Here is a 19064-nt window from a genome sequence, read left to right on the forward strand (position 1 = left end):
GATGTTCCGACTTCCAGACGCCTCGCACTCCCGGGCGGTTCTGATTGGGACGGCCCGGTACGCTGAGCAGACCGGGCTGTCGTCCGTGCCCGCGGTCGCGAACAACGTGCACGACTTCCGGGAAGTCCTCCTTGAGGGACAACCCGGGGCCTTCGCTGCCGAGCACACCACCGTGGTGGTGGACCCGAAGCAGCCCAGCGAGCTTGGCCTCCCGCTGATCTCCGCAGCCAGGGCAGCCCAGGACGTCCTGCTGGTGTACTACTCCGGGCACGGGCTGATCGGCGCCCAGCAAGCGGAGCTCTACCTCGCGATGTCGGAGACCGACCAGGACCTGCCCTCGCTGACAGCCTGTCCGCTCTCGGTGATCCGCGAGGCGTTCCGCAACAGCCCTGCTCGGATACGGGTGCTCATCCTCGATTGCTGCTTCTCCGGACGGGCGGTCGTCGGTGGTCTCGCGGGGGGACCGTCGCCGATCACGGAGCAGTTGGAGATCGCCGGCGCGTACACACTGGTCTCCTCACCGCCCAACGAACCGTCACACTTCGAGGAGGGCAAGCGACACACCGCCTTCACCGGCGAGTTGCTCCGGGCGCTGCGCCACGGCTTCGACGGGGCGGGCTTCGACGGAGTGACCCTCGGTGCGCTCTATCCGCACCTGCGAGACCGGTTGCGTGAGCAGGGCCGACCGGAGCCACAGCAGTGCGGGACCAACAACGCGGCCAACCTGATTCTCAGCCGACCCCGGAACCGCCGACCGGTCGGCGAGAAGGGCGAGGAGGGCCGGTCACGACCGGACACGGACCGTGAGCGTCTGCAGGCTCGCCGTGAGGAGGGTCGGCGAGTGGGCCAGGGCGGGGAGGCACATCGGGCCGCCACCATCCTGGGCGAGGTGTTGGTCGAGATGGCCGACCTGCTGGGCGCGGACGATCGGGTCACGCTGGCCGGGCGGATCGAGCACGCGCAGTGGGTCGGGCAGTCCGGGCGGCCCGGCGACGCCCTGGAGCTGTCCGCCTCCGCGATCGGCGAGATGGCCAGGATCCTCGGCTCGGACGACCGGGTCACCCTGGCAGGGCGTGCTCAACTGGCCCACTGGACCGGTGCGGTCGGTCGCCCCGTAGAGGCTACGATCCTCGCTCAGCGGGTCGTCGCGGACCTGAACCGTGTCTTCGGTCCCGACGACCGGGAGACTCTGCTCGGGCGCGGTCAGGTGGCGCACTGGACCGGTGTCTCGGGTGACACCGCTTCGGCCGCCGAGCAGAGCGGGGGTCTCATCGGCGACCTCTCCCGAGCGCTGGGAGCCGACGATCGGGAGACGCTGGTCGGCCGGATCAATCACGCGCAGTGGACTGGCAAGTCCGGCGAGACCCGTCGGGCCGTCCGGCTCTACCGGGGACTCGTCCCCGACCTGCACTGGATCTTCGGCGCCGAGGACCTGTACACCGTGGTCGGCCGCTCCCGGTTGGGGCAGTGGACCGGCATCGGCGGAGCGCCGAAGCGGGCCCGCGACCTCTTTGGCGCCGTTGTGCCGGACCTGAGCCGCGTGGCCGGCCGTGACGCCACTGAGACCCTGTTGGCGCGCAGCCAGCACGCCCACTGGACCGCCGAGTCCGGAGATGTCGGCACCGCAGTCCGGCTCCTGCGCGACCTGGTGGAGGATCTCTCCTGGATACTCGGTGATCACGACCAGGTGACCCTGGTGAACCGCGCTCGCCTGGCTCACTGGACCGCCGTCGACGGGGACGTGCGGGCCGCCATCCGTACCTACGCCGAGGCCCTGCCGGAGCTGCGCCGGCTGTTGGGACCGGATCACGTCGAGGTCCGGGCCAACGAGACGCTCCTTGCCGAATGGCGCCGCCGGGCCGACACCCGCTACACGGCGGAGATCTTCTACGGTCCGGCGCGGCCGCAGAGCCGTTCCGGACCTCCGTTCCTGAGGAGACGAGAATGACCGACTCGGCCGGCACGACACCGCAGAGCGGGCTATCGCCCCTCCTGCCCGGGGATCCCGAACACGTCGGCCCCTACCGTCTGCTCGGCCGACTCGGCGAGGGCGGCATGGGCATCGTCTACCTGGGCCGTGGGGCCAGCGGGCGGTCCGTCGCCGTCAAGGTGTTGCATCCGGACCAGGTGCGGGACCGCGAGGCGCGGGAACGGTTCCAGCGCGAGGTCCGCCTCGCCACCCGCGTGGCGGACGCGTTCACGGCCCCCGTCCTGGACTCCGGGGAGGACGGCGACCGGGTTTGGATGGTTACCTCCTTCATCCCCGGCCTTTCCCTCCAGCAGAGCGTCCGGGACTACGGCCCGCTCCCGCCGGACTCGCTCCGGACTCTCTGGTACGGGCTGTTGCAGGCACTGCGCTCCGTCCACGAGGCCGGCGTGGTGCACCGTGACATCAAGCCCTCCAACGTCCTGCTCACGACCCAAGGACCCCGCCTGATCGACTTCGGCATCTCGATGCTGACCGACACGGCCACCACCAACATAACCGCGACCGGCCACCTTGTGGGCACACCCAGCTACATGTCGCCTGAGCACGTCCAGGGGCAACTGGTGGGGCCTCCTGCCGACGTCTTCGCCCTCGGATCGGTGATGGTCTTCGCAGCGTCCGGCCAGGCGCCCTTCCAGGGCTCCGGCCTGGTCCAGGTCATCTTCGATGTGGTGAACGGCGAGCCGCAGTTGTCCGGTCTCCCCGACGATCTGGCGGCCGTCGTCCGAACCTGCCTCCACAAGGACCCCTCCTATCGCCCGCGCGCTGCGGAGATGATGGGTCAATTCCCGGTGGCGGACATCACCCGGGCCAAGAGTCAGATGGAACAGGGGAGTTGGCTCCCCGCCGCCATCGCGCGCGCCTCGCTGACCCGCGCCCAGTCGGTCCTCGACCTCGACGAGCCGTACACCTCGACGACCCGGTTGCGCCCCCCACCCACGGCACATGAGACGTCCCCATCTGTCGTGACCGAAGAGCAAACGGCCGTACCGGAGCCTCCCGACGGGGAAGCTGCAATGATCCAGGCGCCCGAGGACGCGGTGCCGGACGGCTGTCGGCCACCGGTACCGCCGACCAACCCGTGGCGCCTGCCGTCGCCCTCGACCAAACTGTCGGAGGAGCCACCCGCGGCACTCGGTCTACCGTCCTCTCCTCTGCCGCCGGCCCCACCGAACCCGCCGGCGAACGGGCCTGCGCCAGCAGTCCCGTTCGCGCAGCCCCGGGCGACGGCGTGGCCGGCGGGGGACGACGGGGACGGAGATTCGGAGGGTGCTGACCCGACGGTGCGGCCCACCACGGCAATTCTCGGGGCGGATCTGCCGCCACCGCCCAAGCTAGGGGCCCGCCCTGGATGGCGACGCCGACTCGGCCCGCGTCGCGAGGGCAGGTAGCCGGGGCACAGGGCACTCTGTCCCGGGACTCACGGGAAACTGCAGGCAGGCGAAGGCGGTCCCACGCCGGGCCGACGGCTTCGACGGGGTGTTCGTGCAGGCACAGTACAGGCGGCGGACGAGTCGGCCTGTACGCCGGGTTCTGTCTCGCGTGGACCTTGCGGTCCGCGCGGAGGCGGTCATCCATCTACGGCTGCCGTTGCCGACAGCCTCTAGCGGTCTACCCGCTGGCTCGGGCGGGCAGCCCTCGAACGCCAGCGCAGGACGTCAACCGACGTCCCCTCTTGACCTTGCTCCAGGTGGGGTTTACCTAGCTGCCCAGGTCACCCTGGGCACTGGTGGTCTCTTACACCACCGTTTCACCCTTACCGGAGGTTGCCCTCCGGCGGTCTGTTTTCTGTGGCACTTTCCCGCGGGTCACCCCGGGTGGGCGTTACCCACCACCCTGCCGTATGGAGCCCGGACGTTCCTCGGTGCACCCCGTGAGGAATGCAACGCGACCGCCCGGCCGACTCGTCCGCCGTGTGGACCATGCTACCGGCAGCGGGAGGGTCATCCGAACGGCGCAACCCCGGTCCGGGTCAATCGTTGAACGGTACAGTCGGCCTCGGACGACCTGCGACCCGTCGAGACCGGTTCCCCCGGGAAGGAGTACTCATCATGACGATCCAGCACGATGTGTTCACCTACGACGAACTGCTCCAGGTGCTTGAGGATCTGGAGACTCCCCCGGGCTTCAAGTCCGAACTCGTCCACGGGGAGATCGTCCTGTCGCCGCAAGGAGAAGAACACAGCGAGATCATTCTCGCCGGGCAGGAGGCCGCACGTGCCGCTGGGCTGCCGCGGTGGCGAGCCACGTCGGACGTGCTGTCGCCGTTCCCTGAGCATCGGCACGGGTTCTGCCCGGATGTGGCGATCCTGCGGGCCGGCGCCACTCGCGGCGAGAGGCCGCGGCTGCCTGCGGACATCGCGGCCGTGATCGAAGTGGTCTCCGGGGATCTCGGAGCCAATGACTACGGCGTCAAGGTGCTGGAATATGCGGCAGCAGGGATCGAGGCGTACCTCATCGCCGATCCGCGTCTGGGCCGATGCACCCTCTACACGGGTCCGGTGGACGGACGGTACCGCGAGCCGGAGGTCCTCGCGTTCGGTGCCGTGGTCCGCTTCACTGCCGACGGTACGGAGTTCGTGCTGGACACCGGCGACTGGCCGCGCACGGGCTGACCGCAAGCACGGCCGGGCTCACGCCGGGGCGAAGCGGACGGTGGGGGTCGCAGTGTCGGCGCGGGTGAGGCGGACGCGGATGCGGGTGCCGAGGGGTAGCGGCGGGGCGTCGGGGCGGTCGTCGGTGATGCGGGCGCGGACGGCGGGGCGGCGCAGCTGGACGGTGCCGGTCAGCGGCCTGCGCTCGTCGACGTCCACCACCACGCCGTCGAAGAGCTCGCCCTCGCGGCCGCGCAGCAGGTGCGCCTCGACCAGGTCGACGCATTCGCGTTCGACCTGGTGGGCGCGGCGGTCGCCGGTGTCCATCAGCTTGGGCAGCAGCGGCAGCGCGGTGCGGACCCACTCCGGGACCGGGCGGCCCTCCGCCAGTGCGACGCAGGTCTCGCCGGTGAAGCGGTCGGCGAGGCGGCGCAGCGGGGCGGTGCAGTGGGTGTACGGGGCCGCGACGGCGGCGTGCCCGGGGTCGGGCGGGACGGAGCCGTCGAAGGCGGTGTAGCCGGCGCCGCGCAGCAGGGCGGTGCACTCGTTGAGGAAGGCGGCGTGGGCCGGGAGGCCCGGGTCGAGGGTGCGGAGCAGTTGGGCGTAGGGCAGGTCGGGCGGCCAGGGGACGTCGAGGGCCTGGGCGACCCGGCGCAGCCGGGCGTAGGCGGCCGGGGGCGCGGCCGGCATGGTGCGGAGCAGGCCGATGCCCGCGTCCAGCATCAGGGCAGCGGCGGCCATGCCGGTGAGCAGCGAGATCTGGGCGTTCCAGCCGTCGGCGGGGCGGGGTGCGCGGTAGGCGAGGGCGTAGCCGCCGCGCACCTCCTCGACCTCCTGGTCCGGGAGGGGCAGGCTGATGCCGCCCCGGTCGCGTTCCTGCTGCTCGCGCAGCGGGCCGATGACACCGAGCAGGGCGAGGGCGGGGTCGGCGGTGCCGGCGTCGATGGCGTGCTGGACGCCGCTGTAGTCGAGCTTGCGGCGGCTGCGGACCAGGGCGCGGCGCAGTCCGGTCCGCTCCAGCGCGCCGTCGGCGTCGAGGTCGAGCTGCCACAGCAGCGCCGGGACGTCCTGGCCGGGCAGCAGGCTGGCCGCGTCCTCGGAGAGCTGCGGCGGGTGCAGCGGCACCCGGCCGTCCGGGAAGTAGAGGGTCTCGACCCGCCGCCGGGCCTCGGTGTCGACGGCCCCGCCGGGGCGGACGAAGGCGCCGACGTCGGCGATGGCGTAGTGGACCCGGTAGCCGCTGCCGCGCCGCTCCAGGTGCATGGCCTGGTCCAGGTCGCGGGAGTCGGGCGGATCGATGGTGAACAGCGGCAGGGCGGTGGCGTCGTACGCCGGGAGCCGGGGCGCGCGGGCGGCCTGCTCGGCCTCGGCGAGGACGTCCTCGGACCAGCCCTCGGGGATCTCCAGCCGGGTGCGCAGTGCGGCGAGTTCCGTGGCGAGGACTGACGTCCGCACGCTCAGATGACGACGGGGCATGGATGCCAGCGTAGGGGGCGGACGGCGACGTAGGGGCGAACGGCGACGTAGGGGCGAACGGCGGCGGACGGCAGGAGGTCCCGGCCGGGGTGGACGGCGGCGCCGAGGGGTCGGCGGAGTCCGTAGGCTGGATCTCTGCGCGGTCGGCCTTCTGTGAGGCGGCGGCGCTTGTTCCGTGCTCGTCGGGTATCCGCTGGTCTGTTGGGGAGAACTGCTGTGCTGGTGCTGTTGCCGCCGTCCGAAGGCAAGGCCGCGTCCGAGTCGGGGGCGCCGCTGGCGCTGGACACCCTCTCGCTCCCCGGCCTCAGCGCCGCGCGGGAGCGCGCGGTGGCCGCGCTGATCGCGGTGAGCACCGGCGACCCCGACACGGCGGCGGCGGTGCTGGGCCTGACGCCCGGCCTGCGCGGCGAGTTGGCTCGCAACGCGGTACTGCGAACCGCGCCGGCGCTGCCGGCCGGGGAGCTCTACACCGGCGTGCTCTACGACGCGCTCGGGCTGGCGACGCTGGACGCCGCCGCGCAGGCGCGGGCGGAGGAGTCGCTGCTGGTCTTCTCCGGGCTGTGGGGCGCACTGCGGATCAGCGACCGGGTGCCGCCGTACCGCTGCTCGGGCGGGGTGAAGCTGCCTCCGCTGGGCGCCCTCGGCGGGTACTGGCGCGGACCGCTGGGCGAGGTGCTGCCGGTCGCGGCCGGGGACGGCCTGGTGCTGGACCTGCGGTCGACGGCCTACGCGGCGCTGTGGCGGCCCACCGGGGAGCTGGCGTCCCGGACGGCGACGGTGCGAGTGCTGCACGAGCGGGTCGTCGGCGGGGTGAGCAAGCGGTCGGTGGTCAGCCACTTCAACAAGGCCACCAAGGGCCGGCTGGTCCGCGACCTGCTGGAGGACGGCGCGCAGCCCGGCTCCCCCGCCGAACTGGTGGAGGCGCTGCGGGAGTTGAAGTACACGGTGGAGGCGGCGGAGCCCGCTCCGGGCAAGCCGTGGGCGCTGGACGTGGTGGTCAGCGAGCTCTGACTCCGACGGGGCTGCTCAGCGCAGGTGCGAGGTGTCGTTGAGCAGCCGCAGCGAGGCGTTGCCGTCCGCGTAGTACTGCACCGCCGACAGCGAGGCTGCCGAGAGCTCCATCTTGAACATCGACTCGGACGGCGCTCCGATGGCGAGCCGGACCAGTGTCTTCACCGGCGTGACGTGCGAGACGACCAGGACGGTCCGGCCCGCGAACCGGGCCAGCAGCTTGTCGCGGGCGACCGCGACCCGCTCGGCGACGGCGGCGAAGCTCTCGCCGCCGGGCGGCGCGGTCGTGGCGGAGGCGAGCCAGGCGTCCAGCTCCGCCGGGTACTGCTGTTTCGCCTCGGCGAAGGTGAGCCCCTCGAAGGCGCCGAAGTCGGTCTCCCGCAGCCCCTCCTCGATCCGGACGTCGAGGCCGAGCCGGTCGGCTGCTGCCTGTGCGGTCTGCCGGCAGCGCAGCAGCGGGGAGCTGACCACCGCCTGGACGCTGCCCCGTGCGGCGAGCGCGGCGGCGGTGCGCCCGGCCTGGACGAGTCCGTGCGCGGACAGCTCGGGGTCGCTGCCGCCACTGCCGGAGAACCGCTTCTCCGGGGTGAGCGCGGTCTCGCCGTGGCGCAGCAGGACGAAGGTGGTGGGCGTGGCAAGGTCGGGCGGCAGCCCCCAGCCAACGGTCGGCGGGGCGGGGAGCGGTTCAGGGTCAGCGGCAACGACAGCGGCGGCAGCGGCGGCAGCGGCACCGGCACCAGTAACGGCAGCAGCGCCGGCGGGCCGGGGCTTGGGCTCCCACTGGCGGCCCGCCTTGCCGGCGTCCATCGCCTCGTTGGCGAGCCGGTCGGCGTGCTTGTTCTCGTTGCGCGGGATCCACTGGTAGTGGACCTGCCCGCGCGGGAAGACCCGTCCGGCCTCGGCCGCCAGCGGCTGCATGTCCGGGTGCTTGATCTTCCACCGGCCCGACATCTGCTCGACGACCAGCTTGGAGTCCATCCGGACGTCGACCCTGGCCGTCGGGTCGAGGGTGTGGGCGGCACGCAGGCCGGCGATCAGGCCCCGGTACTCGGCCACGTTGTTGGTGACGTGGCCGATGTACTCGGCGGCCTCGGTCAACAGCTCGCCGGTGTCGCCGTCGCGCACGGTCGCGCCGTACCCGGCGGGCCCCGGGTTGCCCCGGGAGCCGCCGTCGGCCTCGACGATGAACCGTCGGGTGCTCATGTCTCCGCCTGTCCTCGCTGCCTGAACCGCGCCGTCGGTTACCGTACTGCCTGGCTACAGGCCTACCGGCCTACAGGCCGGAGTCCGCGGTGCGGATCAGGATCCGGCTGCAGTTCTCGCAGCGCAGCACGGTGTCGGGGGCGGCGGCGCGGACCTCGCGCAGGTCGGTGATGCTGAGCTCGACCCGGCAGCCCTCGCAGCGGCGCTGGAAGAGCCGGGCCGCGCCGACGCCGTTCTGGGTCTGCCGCAGCCGGGTGTAGACCTTGAGCAGGTCGGCGGGGATGACCACGGCGACGGTCTCGCGCTCGCGGGTGACCTTGGCCACCTCGGCGTCGATCTCGGCGGTCGCGGCGTCCCGACGGGCCTCGGCCTCGGCGGTGCTGTGCTGGGCGTCGTCGCGGCGGGCGGTCATCTCGGTGACCCGGGTCTCGGAGGACTCCAGCCGCTCCATGATCTCCAGGACGACGTCCTCCAGGTCGCCCTGGCGCTTGGCCAGCGCCCCGACCTCGTGCTGGAGGTTGGCGAGGTCCTTGGCCGAGTTGACCGAGCCGGAGTCCATCCGCTGCTGGTTGCGGGCGGCCCGGGTGCGGACCTGCTCGACGTCCTGCTCGGCCTTGACCAGCTCGCGCTTGGTGTCGCTGAGCTGGGTCTCGGCGGCGACGGTGAGGGAGCGCAGCTCCGTCAGGTCGGCGTTGCGCTTCTGGATCTCGGCGTGCTCGGGCAGGTTCTCCCGGCGGTGGGCGAGCTGGTCGAGCCGGGCATCGAGGGCCTGGAGGTCGAGCAGGCGGATCTGGTCGGCGGGCGCGGCGTTCAGGGGGTGCTCCTTGGTGATGCGTCAGCGTGCTGCGGGTGGCGGTTCGGGGGACGGCGCGACCTGTGCCGATCCAGTCAGCGGGTCACGGCCGTCAAGATCATGGTCGCCAAGTCACGGTCGTCGGGTCGCGGCCGTCGAGTCGCGGTCGTGGGTGCGCCGTCATGGGTTCACGTTCGTGGGTTCGCGGTCGTCGGGCGTCGCGGCCATCGGGGCGTGCAGCGTCCAGGGGTCGGTGACCTGCTGGGAGACCCGGGTCTCGAAGGTCCAGCCGCGCTTCTCGGCTGCGGCGTGGAGCTCGCGCTCCGCGCTGCGCAGCCAGGGCCACTCGGTGGCCCAGTGCGCGGCGTCCACCAGCGCCAGCGGGCTCGCCTCGCGGGCCTCGGAGGCGGGGTGGTGCCGCAGGTCGGCGGTGACGAAGGCGTCCACCCCGGCCGCGCGGACGTCGGCGAAGAAGGAGTCGCCGGAGCCGCCGCAGACCGCGACCCGGCGGATCGGCCGGTCCGGGTCGCCTGCGGCACGGACGCCCTGGGCGGTGGCCGGCAGCCCGGCGGCGACGCGGGCGGCGAAGGCGGTCAGCGGCTCCGCCTCGGGCAGCTCGCCGATCCGGCCGTGGCCCCGGCGTCCGGCCGGGTCGGTCGGGTCGGCGACCAGCGGGCCGGTGATGCGCAGGCCGATCGCCTCGGCGAGGGCGTCGGAGACTCCCGGGTCGGCGGAGTCGGCGTTGGTGTGGCAGACCAGCAGCCCGATGTCGTTGCGGATCAGGCTGTGCACGACCCGGCCCTTGAAGCTGTCGGCCGCGACCGTCGTGGTCCCGCGCAGATAGAGCGGATGGTGGGTGACCAGCAGGTCCGCGCCCCAGGCCACGGCCTCGTCGACGACCGGCTGGACCGGGTCGACGGCGAACAGCACCCGCCGGACCTCGGCGCCCGGATCGCCGCAGACCAGGCCGACGGCGTCCCAGGACTCCGCCCGGGCGGGCGGGTAGATCTCGTCGAACAGGTGTTGGACGTCGGAAAGGATCGGCACCCGTCGACTTTACCGAAGTTTCCCGGCCGGAACCGCCGGGTGGGCCGCCTTCGACCTGCTCCGCACCGGCTCACCCGTATGAGTGAAGGGGCATCGATCCGTTCGGATGGCCCCTGGGGCCTGAGTAGCGTCTTTGATGCGGCGGGGGGCGTCGGCCCGATGGCCCTTCCGCACCGCGCCCGGCCGAGGACCGCTGCGGTCCCGCCCTCATCCTCGTGGTGGTGACCCAACGCAATGACTGTGACACCTCAGCCCCTGCCGCAGCCTTTACCGCTGCCGCTGCCGGTCCCCCAGCCTCTGACTGCGCCCCTGCCCCCGGCCCTCACGCCCGTCCCCGCCCCGGCCCTCTTCGGGACCATGGCCGCAGCGCCCCTGCTCCGGGTGTCGGAGGGGTACCTGCCCACCGGCCAACCGCTCGAACCCGCGCCCGCACCCGCACCCGCCGGGCAGCCGGCACAGTCGGCGCGACCGTCGATGCCGTCAGTGCCGTCGATGCAGCCGTCAATGCCGTCGATCCACCCGCCCTTCCAGCCCGCTCCCTTTCCTTCCTTCCCGCCCCCGCCGGGCGGCGCCGCCGGCGGCCATGAGCCCGCGTTGACGCTGGTCGACACCCTGCCGTCGGAGCCGGAGCGGGTGGTGGCGCCGGTGCTGCGACGGGTCGGCTTCACCTTCTCCTCCGACGGCGGCTACGCCGCCTGCCTGGCGACCTCCGGGGACAGCGGCTGGTACCCGGAGAGCTGGTGGCTGGGCGGCGCCGGCGGCCCCGAGCCGATGCCGCTGCTCTCCGGCGGCGTCCCCGGCGGCGCGACCGGGCCCGAGAGCCTGCATTCGCAGCTGGTCTCGCTGCAGGACGGCCGGGTGCTGATCTGTCGGCAACAGCAGGAGGCACAGGCCCCGCAGGGCGGCGTTCGGCAGGATCTGCTGGTGCGGACGCCCGGCCGACCGGGCGAGCAGCTGGTCGGCAGCCTGCGGGTGCCGGCCCTGCGGCTGCTGGCGCTGCCCTCGGCCGGGTTCGGCGCACCGGTCGCGGTCGCGCTCGGCGCGGACCAGCGGCAGATCACCTCGGCCTGGCTGATCAGCGCGGACGGTGCGCCCCCGCAGCAGGTCGCCGAGTTCTCCGGCCAGGTCGGCGGCGGCGTGTGGCTGGACCGGGGCGGCCGGATGCTGGCGCTGGACCATGTCCGGCCCGGCGAGCACGGACCACTGGTGAAGACGGTCGTGCTCGACCTCGCCACCGGGGTGCTGAGCCCGCTGCTGGAGCTGGCCCCCGGCAGCAACGACCGGCTGGTGCTGGCGGACCCGGTGAGCGGCCTGATCCTGGTCCGCAGCGACGCGCCCGGCGTCGACCGGCTGGGCTGGGGCGTCCTCGGCGGGGAGCAGCCGCTGCGGTTCCCCGACTGCCTCCATCCGCCGCAGCGCTTCCTCCGGCCGGTCGCCATCGAGGCCGCGACCGACCCCGGCACCCCGGCGGCGGAGCTGCGGGTCGCGCTGCAGGGCGACTGGGGTGTGGCCTCCTCGCTCACGGTCTGGAGCCCCGGCGAGGGCCGGTGCGAACCGGTGGCGATACCGTCCGGCCGGCTGGGCGGGGTCGGCCACTGGTCCGCCGCCGGTCTGCGGATGCCCTACTCCGCGCCGGACCACCCGGCCGGGATGGCCACCATCGACGTCGACCTGCTGACCGGCGAGCAGCCGCAGCCGCAGGTCGTCGCACCGACGATGCCGCTGCGGCTGGCGCCGCTGCAGGGCGGCCGGGCCGGGGTGCACAGCCTGCTGCGCACCGTCCCCGACCCCTCGACGGTGCGGCAGCTGCGACCGAACCGGCCCGGCTGGCGGCTGGACGGCAGCTCGCCGCCCGGCGGCGGCGGACGCTGGCAGCCCGCCCGGACGGTGGAGCTGGCCGGAGCGGCCGGACCGGTGGAGGCCGTGGTCTACGGCGGGGACGCCTGGCTGACGGCGCAGCACCTGGTGCTGGCCCTGCACGGCGGCCCGGCCGATGCCTGGCGGATGGAGTTCGACCCGACGCTGCAGCGGATGGCCGCCGAGGGGCTGGCCGTGGTCGCCCCCAACCAGCGCGGCAGCACGGGGTACGGCATCGAACACGCCCAGGCGGTTCAGGGGGCCTGGGGCGGACCGGACCTGGACGACGTGCTGACGCTGCTGTCCTCGGTGAGCGGGCAGCGGGTCGCCTCGGGGCTTGAGCCCGCGTCACTCTTCGGGGTGAGTTACGGAGCGTTCCTGGCGCTGCTCGCGGCCTCCACCTCGCCGCACCTGGTGGCGCGGTGCGCGGTGGTCGCCCCCTTCCTCTCCGGCGCGCGGCTGCTGGCCGAGGCGACGCCCGGGGTGCGGTCGCTGACGGTGCGGATGGGCGGCGCGCAGGAGCCCGAGGACGGACGCGGCCCGCGCGACGTGCTCCGGCTGTGCCACCGACTGGTGGCTCCGCTGCTGGTCGTGCACGGGGACCAGGACGACGTGGTGCCGGTCGGGCAGTCCCGGACGCTGCGTCAGGAGCTGCTGCGGATGGGCCGGCGGGAGGGCGCGGACCTCCGGCTGGTGGAGGTGGCGGGGGCCGGGCACGAGGTCCTGGCCGAGGAGAGCGGGCCGGTTCTGCACGAGTTGTTGGCCGGATTTCTGCGAACCGGCCGCACCGGCTGATCGGTACGGGCAGGATGAGCGGCGGTCAGCAGCGGGTCCGGGGGCGGGCTGCGGGCGGCATCGATCGTGCACTCTTCGTTACCATGCCGGTGCAATAGGCGTAGAGAACATTGAATAGGGTGGCGCGGGGCAGGTGACCTGCAACGGGGTGATTCTGCCCGTACCTTTCCGGGCCGCCCGACGCCGGACCGCCCGACGCAGCCCGCAATCAGATATCGCACACAACGGAGAATGACGACTCTCATGTCCGATGCCCTCACCGACATCACTGAGAACCGCCTGGACACCGCACCGGGGGACAGTGACACCGAATCGGCCAAGGCCATGGCCCTGGCCGGCCGGCACCGCGGCCACACCGCGGACGACGACCGGGAGGGCCGCCGCGAACCCGCCGGTCACGGACGGCACCGCCGCGCCGGCACCGACTGAGTCGGCCACAGCGGCAGCCACGCGGGTGAGCCACGGCGGTGCGGAGCGATCGGGCGGGCCTGTCCCGATCGTTCCGCAGCGCCGCAGCACCACCACAGCAAGGCAACTGACGGTACGTCAATCGCCGTGCCGCAGGCCGAGGACGGCGACATTGGCATAGCCGTCGCCGGGAGTGCGGTCCGCGTAGAACGGGCTGAGCAGGTCGTCCAGCTCGGCCACGGTGAACAGGTCCTTGGCGGTGTCGAACCTGGCCAGCACCGGAGGCTGCCCGAGCACCGCGACCAGTCCGCCGTGGACGACGAACACCTGCCCGTTGACCCGCTCCGCCGCCGGCGAGGCCAGGTAGCCGACCAACGGGGAGACATGCTCGGGAGCCAGCGGGTCGAGCCCCTGCTCCGGGGCGGCCATCGTGCCGGTGAACACGTCCTCGGTCATCCGGGTACGGGCGCGCGGGCAGATGACGTTGCTGGTCACCCCGTACCGGGCCAGCGCCGAGGCGCAGCTGAGGGTGAGGCCGACGATGCCGCCCTTGGCCGCGGCGTAGTTGGGCTGTCCGGCCGAGCCACCGACGAACGCCTCCGAGGCGGTGTTGACGATCCGTCCGTAGACCGGTCCGCCCTCGCGCTTGGCCCGGTCGCGCCAGTACCCGGCGGCGGCGCGGGTGGTGGCGAAGTGGCCGCGGAGGTGGACCCGGATCACCGAGTCCCACTCCTCCCCCGTCATCGAGAAGACCATCCGGTCGCGCAGGATCCCGGCGTTGTTGACCAGGATGTCGAGTCCGCCGAACTGCTCCACCGCCAGCTCGACCAGTTGCCCGGCGGTGTCGAGGTCGGCGATGTCGCCGTAGTGGGCGACGGCGCGGCCGCCCTCGGCGACGATCGCGGCGACCGTCTCGTCCGCCGGGGCGGCGGACGCCGCGCCGCTGCCGTCGCGGCCGGGCGCGCCGAAGTCGTTGACGACGACGTTGGCGCCGAGCCGGGCCAGTTCCAGCGCCTCGGCCCGGCCGAGGCCGCGTCCGGCGCCGGTGACCACCGCCGTCCTGCCCTCCAGTGAGGTGCTCATGCTGCGGACTCCCGTTCTGCACAGAAGGTTCAGGGGTTCAGCGGTTCAGCGGTTCAGGCATTCAGACGTTCAGGCGTTCGGCGGTTCCAGGCTCAGAGGGTGATGACGGTGCGCAGGGCCTCGCCGGTCCGCATCTGCTCGATGGCGTCGTTGATCCCTTCGAGCCGGACATGGTGGGTGATCATGCCTTCGAGGTCCAGCCGCCCGGCCCGCCACAGGTCGATGATGGTCCGGTAGCCGCGCAGTACGTCCGCGCCGCCGTAGAGGGAGGGCAGCAGCCGCTTCTCGTTGAAGAACAGCTCGAACATGTTGAACTGCGCCATGTCGTCCATCGCCCCGGCGCCGACCACCACCACGGCGCCGCCGCGCCGGGTCGCGTCGTAGGCGGCCCGGACCGTCGCCGAGCGGCCGACCACCTCGAAGGCGTAGTCGAAGCCCTCGCCGCCAGGGGTCAGCCGCTGCTGCACGGCGGCCAGCCCCTCCGGGGCGACCGCCTCGGTGGCGCCGAAGCGCAGCGCCCAGTCGCGGCGTGCGGCCACCGGGTCGACCGCCACGATCTGCGCGGCGCCGGCGACCCGTGCGCCCTGGATCGCGGCGATGCCGACCCCGCCGCAGCCGATCACCACGACCGAGGAGCCCGGCTCGACCTTCGCGGTGTGGATCGCCGCACCCACCCCGGTGGTGACGCCGCAGCCGATCAGCGCGCCGACCTCGAAGGGCACGTCCGCGGGCAGCTTCACCGCGCAGCCGGCCGCGACGACGGTCTCCTCGGCGAAGGTGCCGGTACCGGAGAAGCCGAAGATGTCGGCGCCGTCGTAGCGGTAGTTGGGGGTGCCCATGTTGGCGAACCCGGCGAGGCAGAGGTTGCCCTCCCCACGCAGGCAGCTCGGACAGGTGCCGTCCGGCGGCATCCAGCAGATGACCACGTGGTCGCCGACCGCGAGGCCCTTGACGTCCGCACCGACCTCGGTGATCTCGCCGGCGCCCTCGTGGCCGGGGACGAACGGCGCGGGCTGCGGCAGCACGCCGCTCATCGCGGACAGGTCGGAGTGGCACAGGCTCGCCGCCCGCATCCGCACCCTGACCTGGCCCGCGCCGGTGGCGGGCAGTTCCACGCCCTCGTGGACCTCCAGCTTCTCCTGACCTGTCTGGTGCAGAACTGCTGCGCGCATAACGGCTCCCTGTGCGGCTCGGTGGATCGGTGGATCGGGTGCGGATATATCGAGTGACGGTGCGAGTGGTCAGGCGGTGCGGGCGGTCAGGCAGCGCGGGCGGTCAGGCAGCGCCGGTGGTCAGGCGGGGCGGGTGGTCAGCACGGTGTCGGCCAGGACGGGGGCGTCGGCGCGGTCCACGGCCGAGGCGGTGAGCAGGAAGCGGTCGTCGCCCTCCGCCCAGATCCGCACCCGCAGCGTCTCGCCGGGGAAGAAGACCCCGGCGAAGCGGGCGCTGTAGCCGAGGACCCGGCTCGCGTCGCCGTCCAGGACGGTGTCCACGGCGGCCTTGAGGGTGATCCCGTAGGTGCAGAGACCGTGCAGGATCGGTGTGTCGAAGCCGGCCGCCTTGGCGAAGTCGGGGTCGGCGTGGAGCGGGTTCCAGTCGCCGGACAGCCGGTAGAGCAGCGCCTGGTCGTGCCGGACCGGGATCTCCAGCTCGTGGTCCGGGGCCCGGTCGGGCATCTCGACCCGGCTGCTCCCTCCGCGCTCGCCGCCGAAGCCGCCCTCGCCCCGGGCGTAGATCTCGGTGTCGCAGGTCCACAGCGGCCCGTCGGCGTCGGCGGCCTCGCTGCGCATCACCAGCACGGCGGCCTTGCCCTTGTCGTGGATCGCGGCGAGGCTGCTGGTGAGCACGGCCCGTCCGAAGACCGGGACGGGGCGGTGCAGTTCGATGCGCTGGCCGCCGTGCAGCACCCGGGTGAGGTCGATGTCCAGGCCGGGCTGACTGAACGCCCCGGCCTTGGCGAGTCCGCCGCCCGCGACCGTGACGAAGCCGGGGAGGACCTGGAGGTCCTTCTCGTAGGTGTACCGCAGTTCGTCGGGGTCGGTGGCCGGTCGGTGCGCGCCCGCGCCGACGCCGAGGTGGTAGAGCAGCACGTCCCGCTGCTCCCACGCGATGTCGGTGCTGCGGGGCGGCGCTGCGAGGGCGGCGGCGGGGTCAATGGGCATCGCGGGTCTCTCCCTGTCGGGCCGGGTCATGGCCTGGGCCCGGGCCGGTGCCCGGGCCGGCACTCCGTGTGGACGGACCCCGGTGCGGCCTTCCGCACCGTCGGACGCACCGGGGCCGCTCGGCGCGGATCCCGGCTCGGTGACACGGCCGACTCCGCGGGTCTGTGGATGGGGCTGATTTGTAGAACCTGTTCTATCTTTCTGCTCGTCAGGTATAGCGCATCTCTCCGGCGTTGAGAATCCCTTCGCGCCCCACTCAGTTGCGCGCCGTCGGCTCGGGATCGCGCGGCAGCCCGAGGATCCGCTCGGCGACCACGTTGAGCTGGACCTGGGTGGTGCCGCCGGCGATGGTCAGACAGCGGGACATCAGAAAGGCGTGGCCGATCCGCGCACCCGCCCCCTCCTGGACCGCGCCCTCCGGACCGCTCAGCTCCAGTGCCGATTCGGCCACGCGTTGGGCGTGCGGGGCTGAGACCACCTTCCTGATGCTGCCGCCGGCTCCCGGGTCGAGCCCGTCCAGGCTGCTGAGTGCGGTGCGCAGGTCGATGCAGCCGAGGACGTGCTCGTCGGCCGCCAGCCGGCCCAGGGTCGCCGGGTCCGCGCCGGGCACGGCCAGCAGTTGCCGGACCGCATCGAGAGTGGGGCTGGCATCGGCCATGTGCACCCGCTCGTTGCCGAGGGTGTGCCGGGCCACCCGCCAGCCGCCGTCCACTTCGCCGACGACGGCGTCGGCCGGCAGTTCCACGCCGTCCAGGAAGACCTCGTTGAAGACCGCGTCGCCGGTGATCTCGCGGAGCGGGCGGATGTCGATTCCGCGCGTTGTCCGCATGTCGACCAGGAAGTAGGTCAGCCCCTGGTGCTTGGGCTTCTCCGGTGCGGTGCGGGCCAGCAGGATCCCGAAGTCGGCGGTGCGGGCGCTGGACGTCCAGACCTTCTGGCCGTCCACCCGCCAGCGGCCGTCCGGCAGCCGTACCGCGCGGGTGCGCAGCGAGGCGAGGTCCGAGCCGGCCTCGGGCTCGGAGAACAGCTGACACCAGCTCAGCTCACCGCGCAGGGTCGGCATCAGGTAGCGCTCCCGCTGCTCCGGCGTGCCGTGGGCGACCAGCGAGGGGACGACCCAGGTGCCGATGGTCAGGTCCGGCAGCCGGACCCCGGCCGCCGCGAGCTCCTGGTCGACCGCCAGCTGCTGCAGCGGTCCCGCGCCGCGCCCGTAGGGGACCGGCAGGTGCGGCGCGGCCCAGCCGTCCGGGGCCAGTCGGCGCCGCTGCTCGGCCGGGTCGAGCCCGACGACGGACGCGGCGGCGGCGCGCGCCTCGGTCCGGAAGTGCTCGGCCTCCGGCGGGAGTTCCAGCGCCGGCCGGGCCAGCCCGTGCGCGACGGCAGCCCGCCCCACCGCCCCGAACAGCGCCCGCTCGCCGCAGCCCACGCCACCGCCCACGCCGTCACCACCGCCACTGCCCACGCCGGCGAGCAGTTGCCGCAGTACGGCCGCCCGGCGCAGCCGGAGGTGCGCGCCGTGCTCCCAGGTGAAGCCGATCCCGCCGAGGATCTGGATGCAGTCCTTGGCGTTCTCGTAGGCCGCCTCCAGCGCCAGCGCGACGGCGACTGCGGCGCTGACCTCGGCGCGACCGACGGCGCCCCGGTCCACGGCCTCCCGGGCCACGGCGGCCTGATCCACGGCGTCCCGGGCCAGGGCGTCCCGGGCCAGGGCGTCCTGATCACGGGCCGCCTGCCAGACGGCGGCCGTGGCCTTCTCCGTCCGCACCAGCAGGTGTGCGCAGAGGTGCTTCACCGCCTGGAACTGGCCTATCGGCCGCCCGAACTGGTGCCGGAGGGTGGCGTGCCGGACGGCGGTGTCCAGCGCCCAGGCCGCGATCCCGCAGGCCTCGGCCGCGATCGGCACCGCGAGGGCGGCCCGGAGCGCCGGGGTGTCGGCGGCCACCCGCCGCTCGGCGGGCAGGACGACGTCCAGCTCGACCCGGAGCAGCCCCCGGGTGAGGTCGAGCGAGGGCAGCGGGGTGAGCCCGGCCTCGGTGGCCTCGACCAGGTACCAGTACTCACCCTCACCCTCGCGCGCGCCCCCACCGCCACCCTCACCCTCGCCCTCGGCGGAGCGGGCCGGGAGCAGCAGCAGATCGGCGCCCTCGTCGCCGAGCACCACCGGCGTGCTGCCGTGCAGCCGCAGCCGGCCGCCGGCCACCGGTTCGGCGCGCAGCCCGCCGGGGTCGAGGGCGACGGCCGCGCTACGACTGCCGTCCGCGAGGGACGCCGTCTCCGGACCCGAACGGCCGCCCCGGTCGACGACGACGGTGGCGAGCACGGTCGGCAGGTGGTTCCCCGGCAGCAGCGCCCGTCCGGTCTGCTCCATGACGACGGAGAGGTCGAGCAGGGTGCCGCCGCCTCCCCCGGCCTGCTCGGACAGGTGGGGACCGATCAGCCCCTGCTCGGCGAGCGACTTCCACCAGCCGGCCGGGGATCCCGGAGCCCGGTCCGGTGCGGCCTCGCCGAGCTCGCGTTCCAGCAGTCCGCGCACGGCGGCGCCCAGCGCTCGGTGGTCCTCCGTGATGCCGATGGCCATGCGAGTCCCTCCACCGTTGGGCGCAGCACGTTTACTGACGCACCGTCAGATTAGAACGTGTTCCATCGCA

General features: G+C 73.4%; 14 protein-coding genes and 1 other RNA gene. 6 read left to right on the forward strand and 9 right to left on the reverse strand.

Annotated features, from left to right (window positions below):
* Position 1 precedes the first annotated feature (1 nt).
* Together BS75_RS48025 and BS75_RS44110 are read left to right on the forward strand one after the other, a co-directional pair.
* Positions 2-1948, forward strand: coding sequence for a caspase, EACC1-associated type (locus tag BS75_RS48025; protein WP_052069325.1), 1947 nt, complete (start codon positions 2-4; stop codon positions 1946-1948).
* On the forward strand, positions 1945-3378 hold the full coding sequence (locus BS75_RS44110; RefSeq protein ID WP_052069326.1) for a serine/threonine protein kinase: 1434 nt from the start codon (positions 1945-1947) through the stop codon (positions 3376-3378). The genes BS75_RS48025 and BS75_RS44110 overlap by 4 nt, the downstream gene beginning before the upstream one ends.
* A 115-nt stretch (positions 3379-3493) precedes the next feature.
* Here the strand turns inward: BS75_RS44110 and rnpB are convergent.
* Positions 3494-3894, reverse strand: an RNA gene (gene rnpB, locus BS75_RS45460) — RNase P RNA component class A.
* 144 nt (positions 3895-4038) lie between these two features.
* Here rnpB and BS75_RS10510 point away from each other — a divergent pair.
* Positions 4039-4602 (forward strand): Uma2 family endonuclease, encoded by a 564-nt coding sequence (locus BS75_RS10510; RefSeq protein WP_034088032.1) that lies wholly within the window; start codon positions 4039-4041, stop codon positions 4600-4602.
* A gap of 18 nt (positions 4603-4620) precedes the next feature.
* Here the strand turns inward: BS75_RS10510 and BS75_RS10515 are convergent, their stop codons facing one another.
* Positions 4621-6057 carry an RNB domain-containing ribonuclease gene (locus BS75_RS10515; protein ID WP_034088033.1) on the reverse strand — a complete coding sequence of 479 codons (1437 nt, stop codon included), beginning with the start codon at positions 6055-6057 and terminating at the stop codon, positions 4621-4623.
* Positions 6058-6273: 216 nt separating this feature from the next.
* On the opposite strand from BS75_RS10515, the gene yaaA reads away from it, so the two are divergent.
* Positions 6274-7068: a peroxide stress protein YaaA gene (gene yaaA / locus BS75_RS10520; protein ID WP_034088034.1), complete on the forward strand. Its 795-nt coding sequence runs from the start codon at positions 6274-6276 to the stop codon at positions 7066-7068.
* Positions 7069-7083: 15 nt separating this feature from the next.
* Here the strand turns inward: yaaA and BS75_RS10525 are convergent, their stop codons facing one another.
* From BS75_RS10525 to BS75_RS10535, 3 genes are all read right to left on the reverse strand, one after another.
* Complete coding sequence (locus BS75_RS10525; protein WP_034088035.1) at positions 7084-8271, reverse strand: bifunctional RNase H/acid phosphatase; 1188 nt, start codon at positions 8269-8271, stop codon at positions 7084-7086.
* A gap of 70 nt (positions 8272-8341) precedes the next feature.
* On the reverse strand, positions 8342-9085 hold the full coding sequence (locus BS75_RS10530; RefSeq protein WP_081982236.1) for a zinc ribbon domain-containing protein: 744 nt from the start codon (positions 9083-9085) through the stop codon (positions 8342-8344).
* Positions 9086-9244: 159 nt separating this feature from the next.
* Complete coding sequence (locus BS75_RS10535) at positions 9245-10111, reverse strand: Nif3-like dinuclear metal center hexameric protein (RefSeq protein ID WP_034088037.1); 867 nt, start codon at positions 10109-10111, stop codon at positions 9245-9247.
* 504 nt (positions 10112-10615) lie between these two features.
* Between BS75_RS10535 and BS75_RS44115 the strand changes: the two genes are divergently transcribed.
* The gene (locus BS75_RS44115) at positions 10616-12763 is read left to right on the forward strand and encodes an alpha/beta hydrolase family protein (protein ID WP_160312291.1); all 2148 of its coding nucleotides are present in this window, start codon (positions 10616-10618) and stop codon (positions 12761-12763) included.
* Positions 12764-13006: 243 nt separating this feature from the next.
* Positions 13007-13192 carry a hypothetical protein gene (locus BS75_RS10545; RefSeq protein WP_034088038.1) on the forward strand — a complete coding sequence of 62 codons (186 nt, stop codon included), beginning with the start codon at positions 13007-13009 and terminating at the stop codon, positions 13190-13192.
* A gap of 117 nt (positions 13193-13309) precedes the next feature.
* Here the strand turns inward: BS75_RS10545 and BS75_RS10550 are convergent, their stop codons facing one another.
* The 4 genes from BS75_RS10550 to BS75_RS10565 form a co-directional block, all read right to left on the reverse strand.
* A complete protein-coding gene (locus tag BS75_RS10550; RefSeq protein ID WP_034088039.1) occupies positions 13310-14254 on the reverse strand; it encodes a 3-oxoacyl-ACP reductase in 945 nt (314 codons plus the stop codon).
* A 92-nt stretch (positions 14255-14346) separates the two neighbouring features.
* Positions 14347-15426, reverse strand: coding sequence for a zinc-binding dehydrogenase (locus tag BS75_RS10555; RefSeq protein WP_034088040.1), 1080 nt, complete (start codon positions 15424-15426; stop codon positions 14347-14349).
* Positions 15427-15546: 120 nt separating this feature from the next.
* Positions 15547-16416, reverse strand: a complete 870-nt coding sequence (locus BS75_RS10560; RefSeq protein WP_034088041.1) for a MaoC/PaaZ C-terminal domain-containing protein — start codon at positions 16414-16416, stop codon at positions 15547-15549.
* Between the two features lie 256 nt (positions 16417-16672).
* Positions 16673-18994, reverse strand: a complete 2322-nt coding sequence (locus tag BS75_RS10565) for an acyl-CoA dehydrogenase (RefSeq protein WP_034088042.1) — start codon at positions 18992-18994, stop codon at positions 16673-16675.
* Between the last annotated feature and the right edge of the window lie 70 nt (positions 18995-19064).

The organism is Streptacidiphilus albus JL83 (genome assembly GCF_000744705.1).
Classification (GTDB): Bacteria; Actinomycetota; Actinomycetes; order Streptomycetales; family Streptomycetaceae; genus Streptacidiphilus; species Streptacidiphilus albus.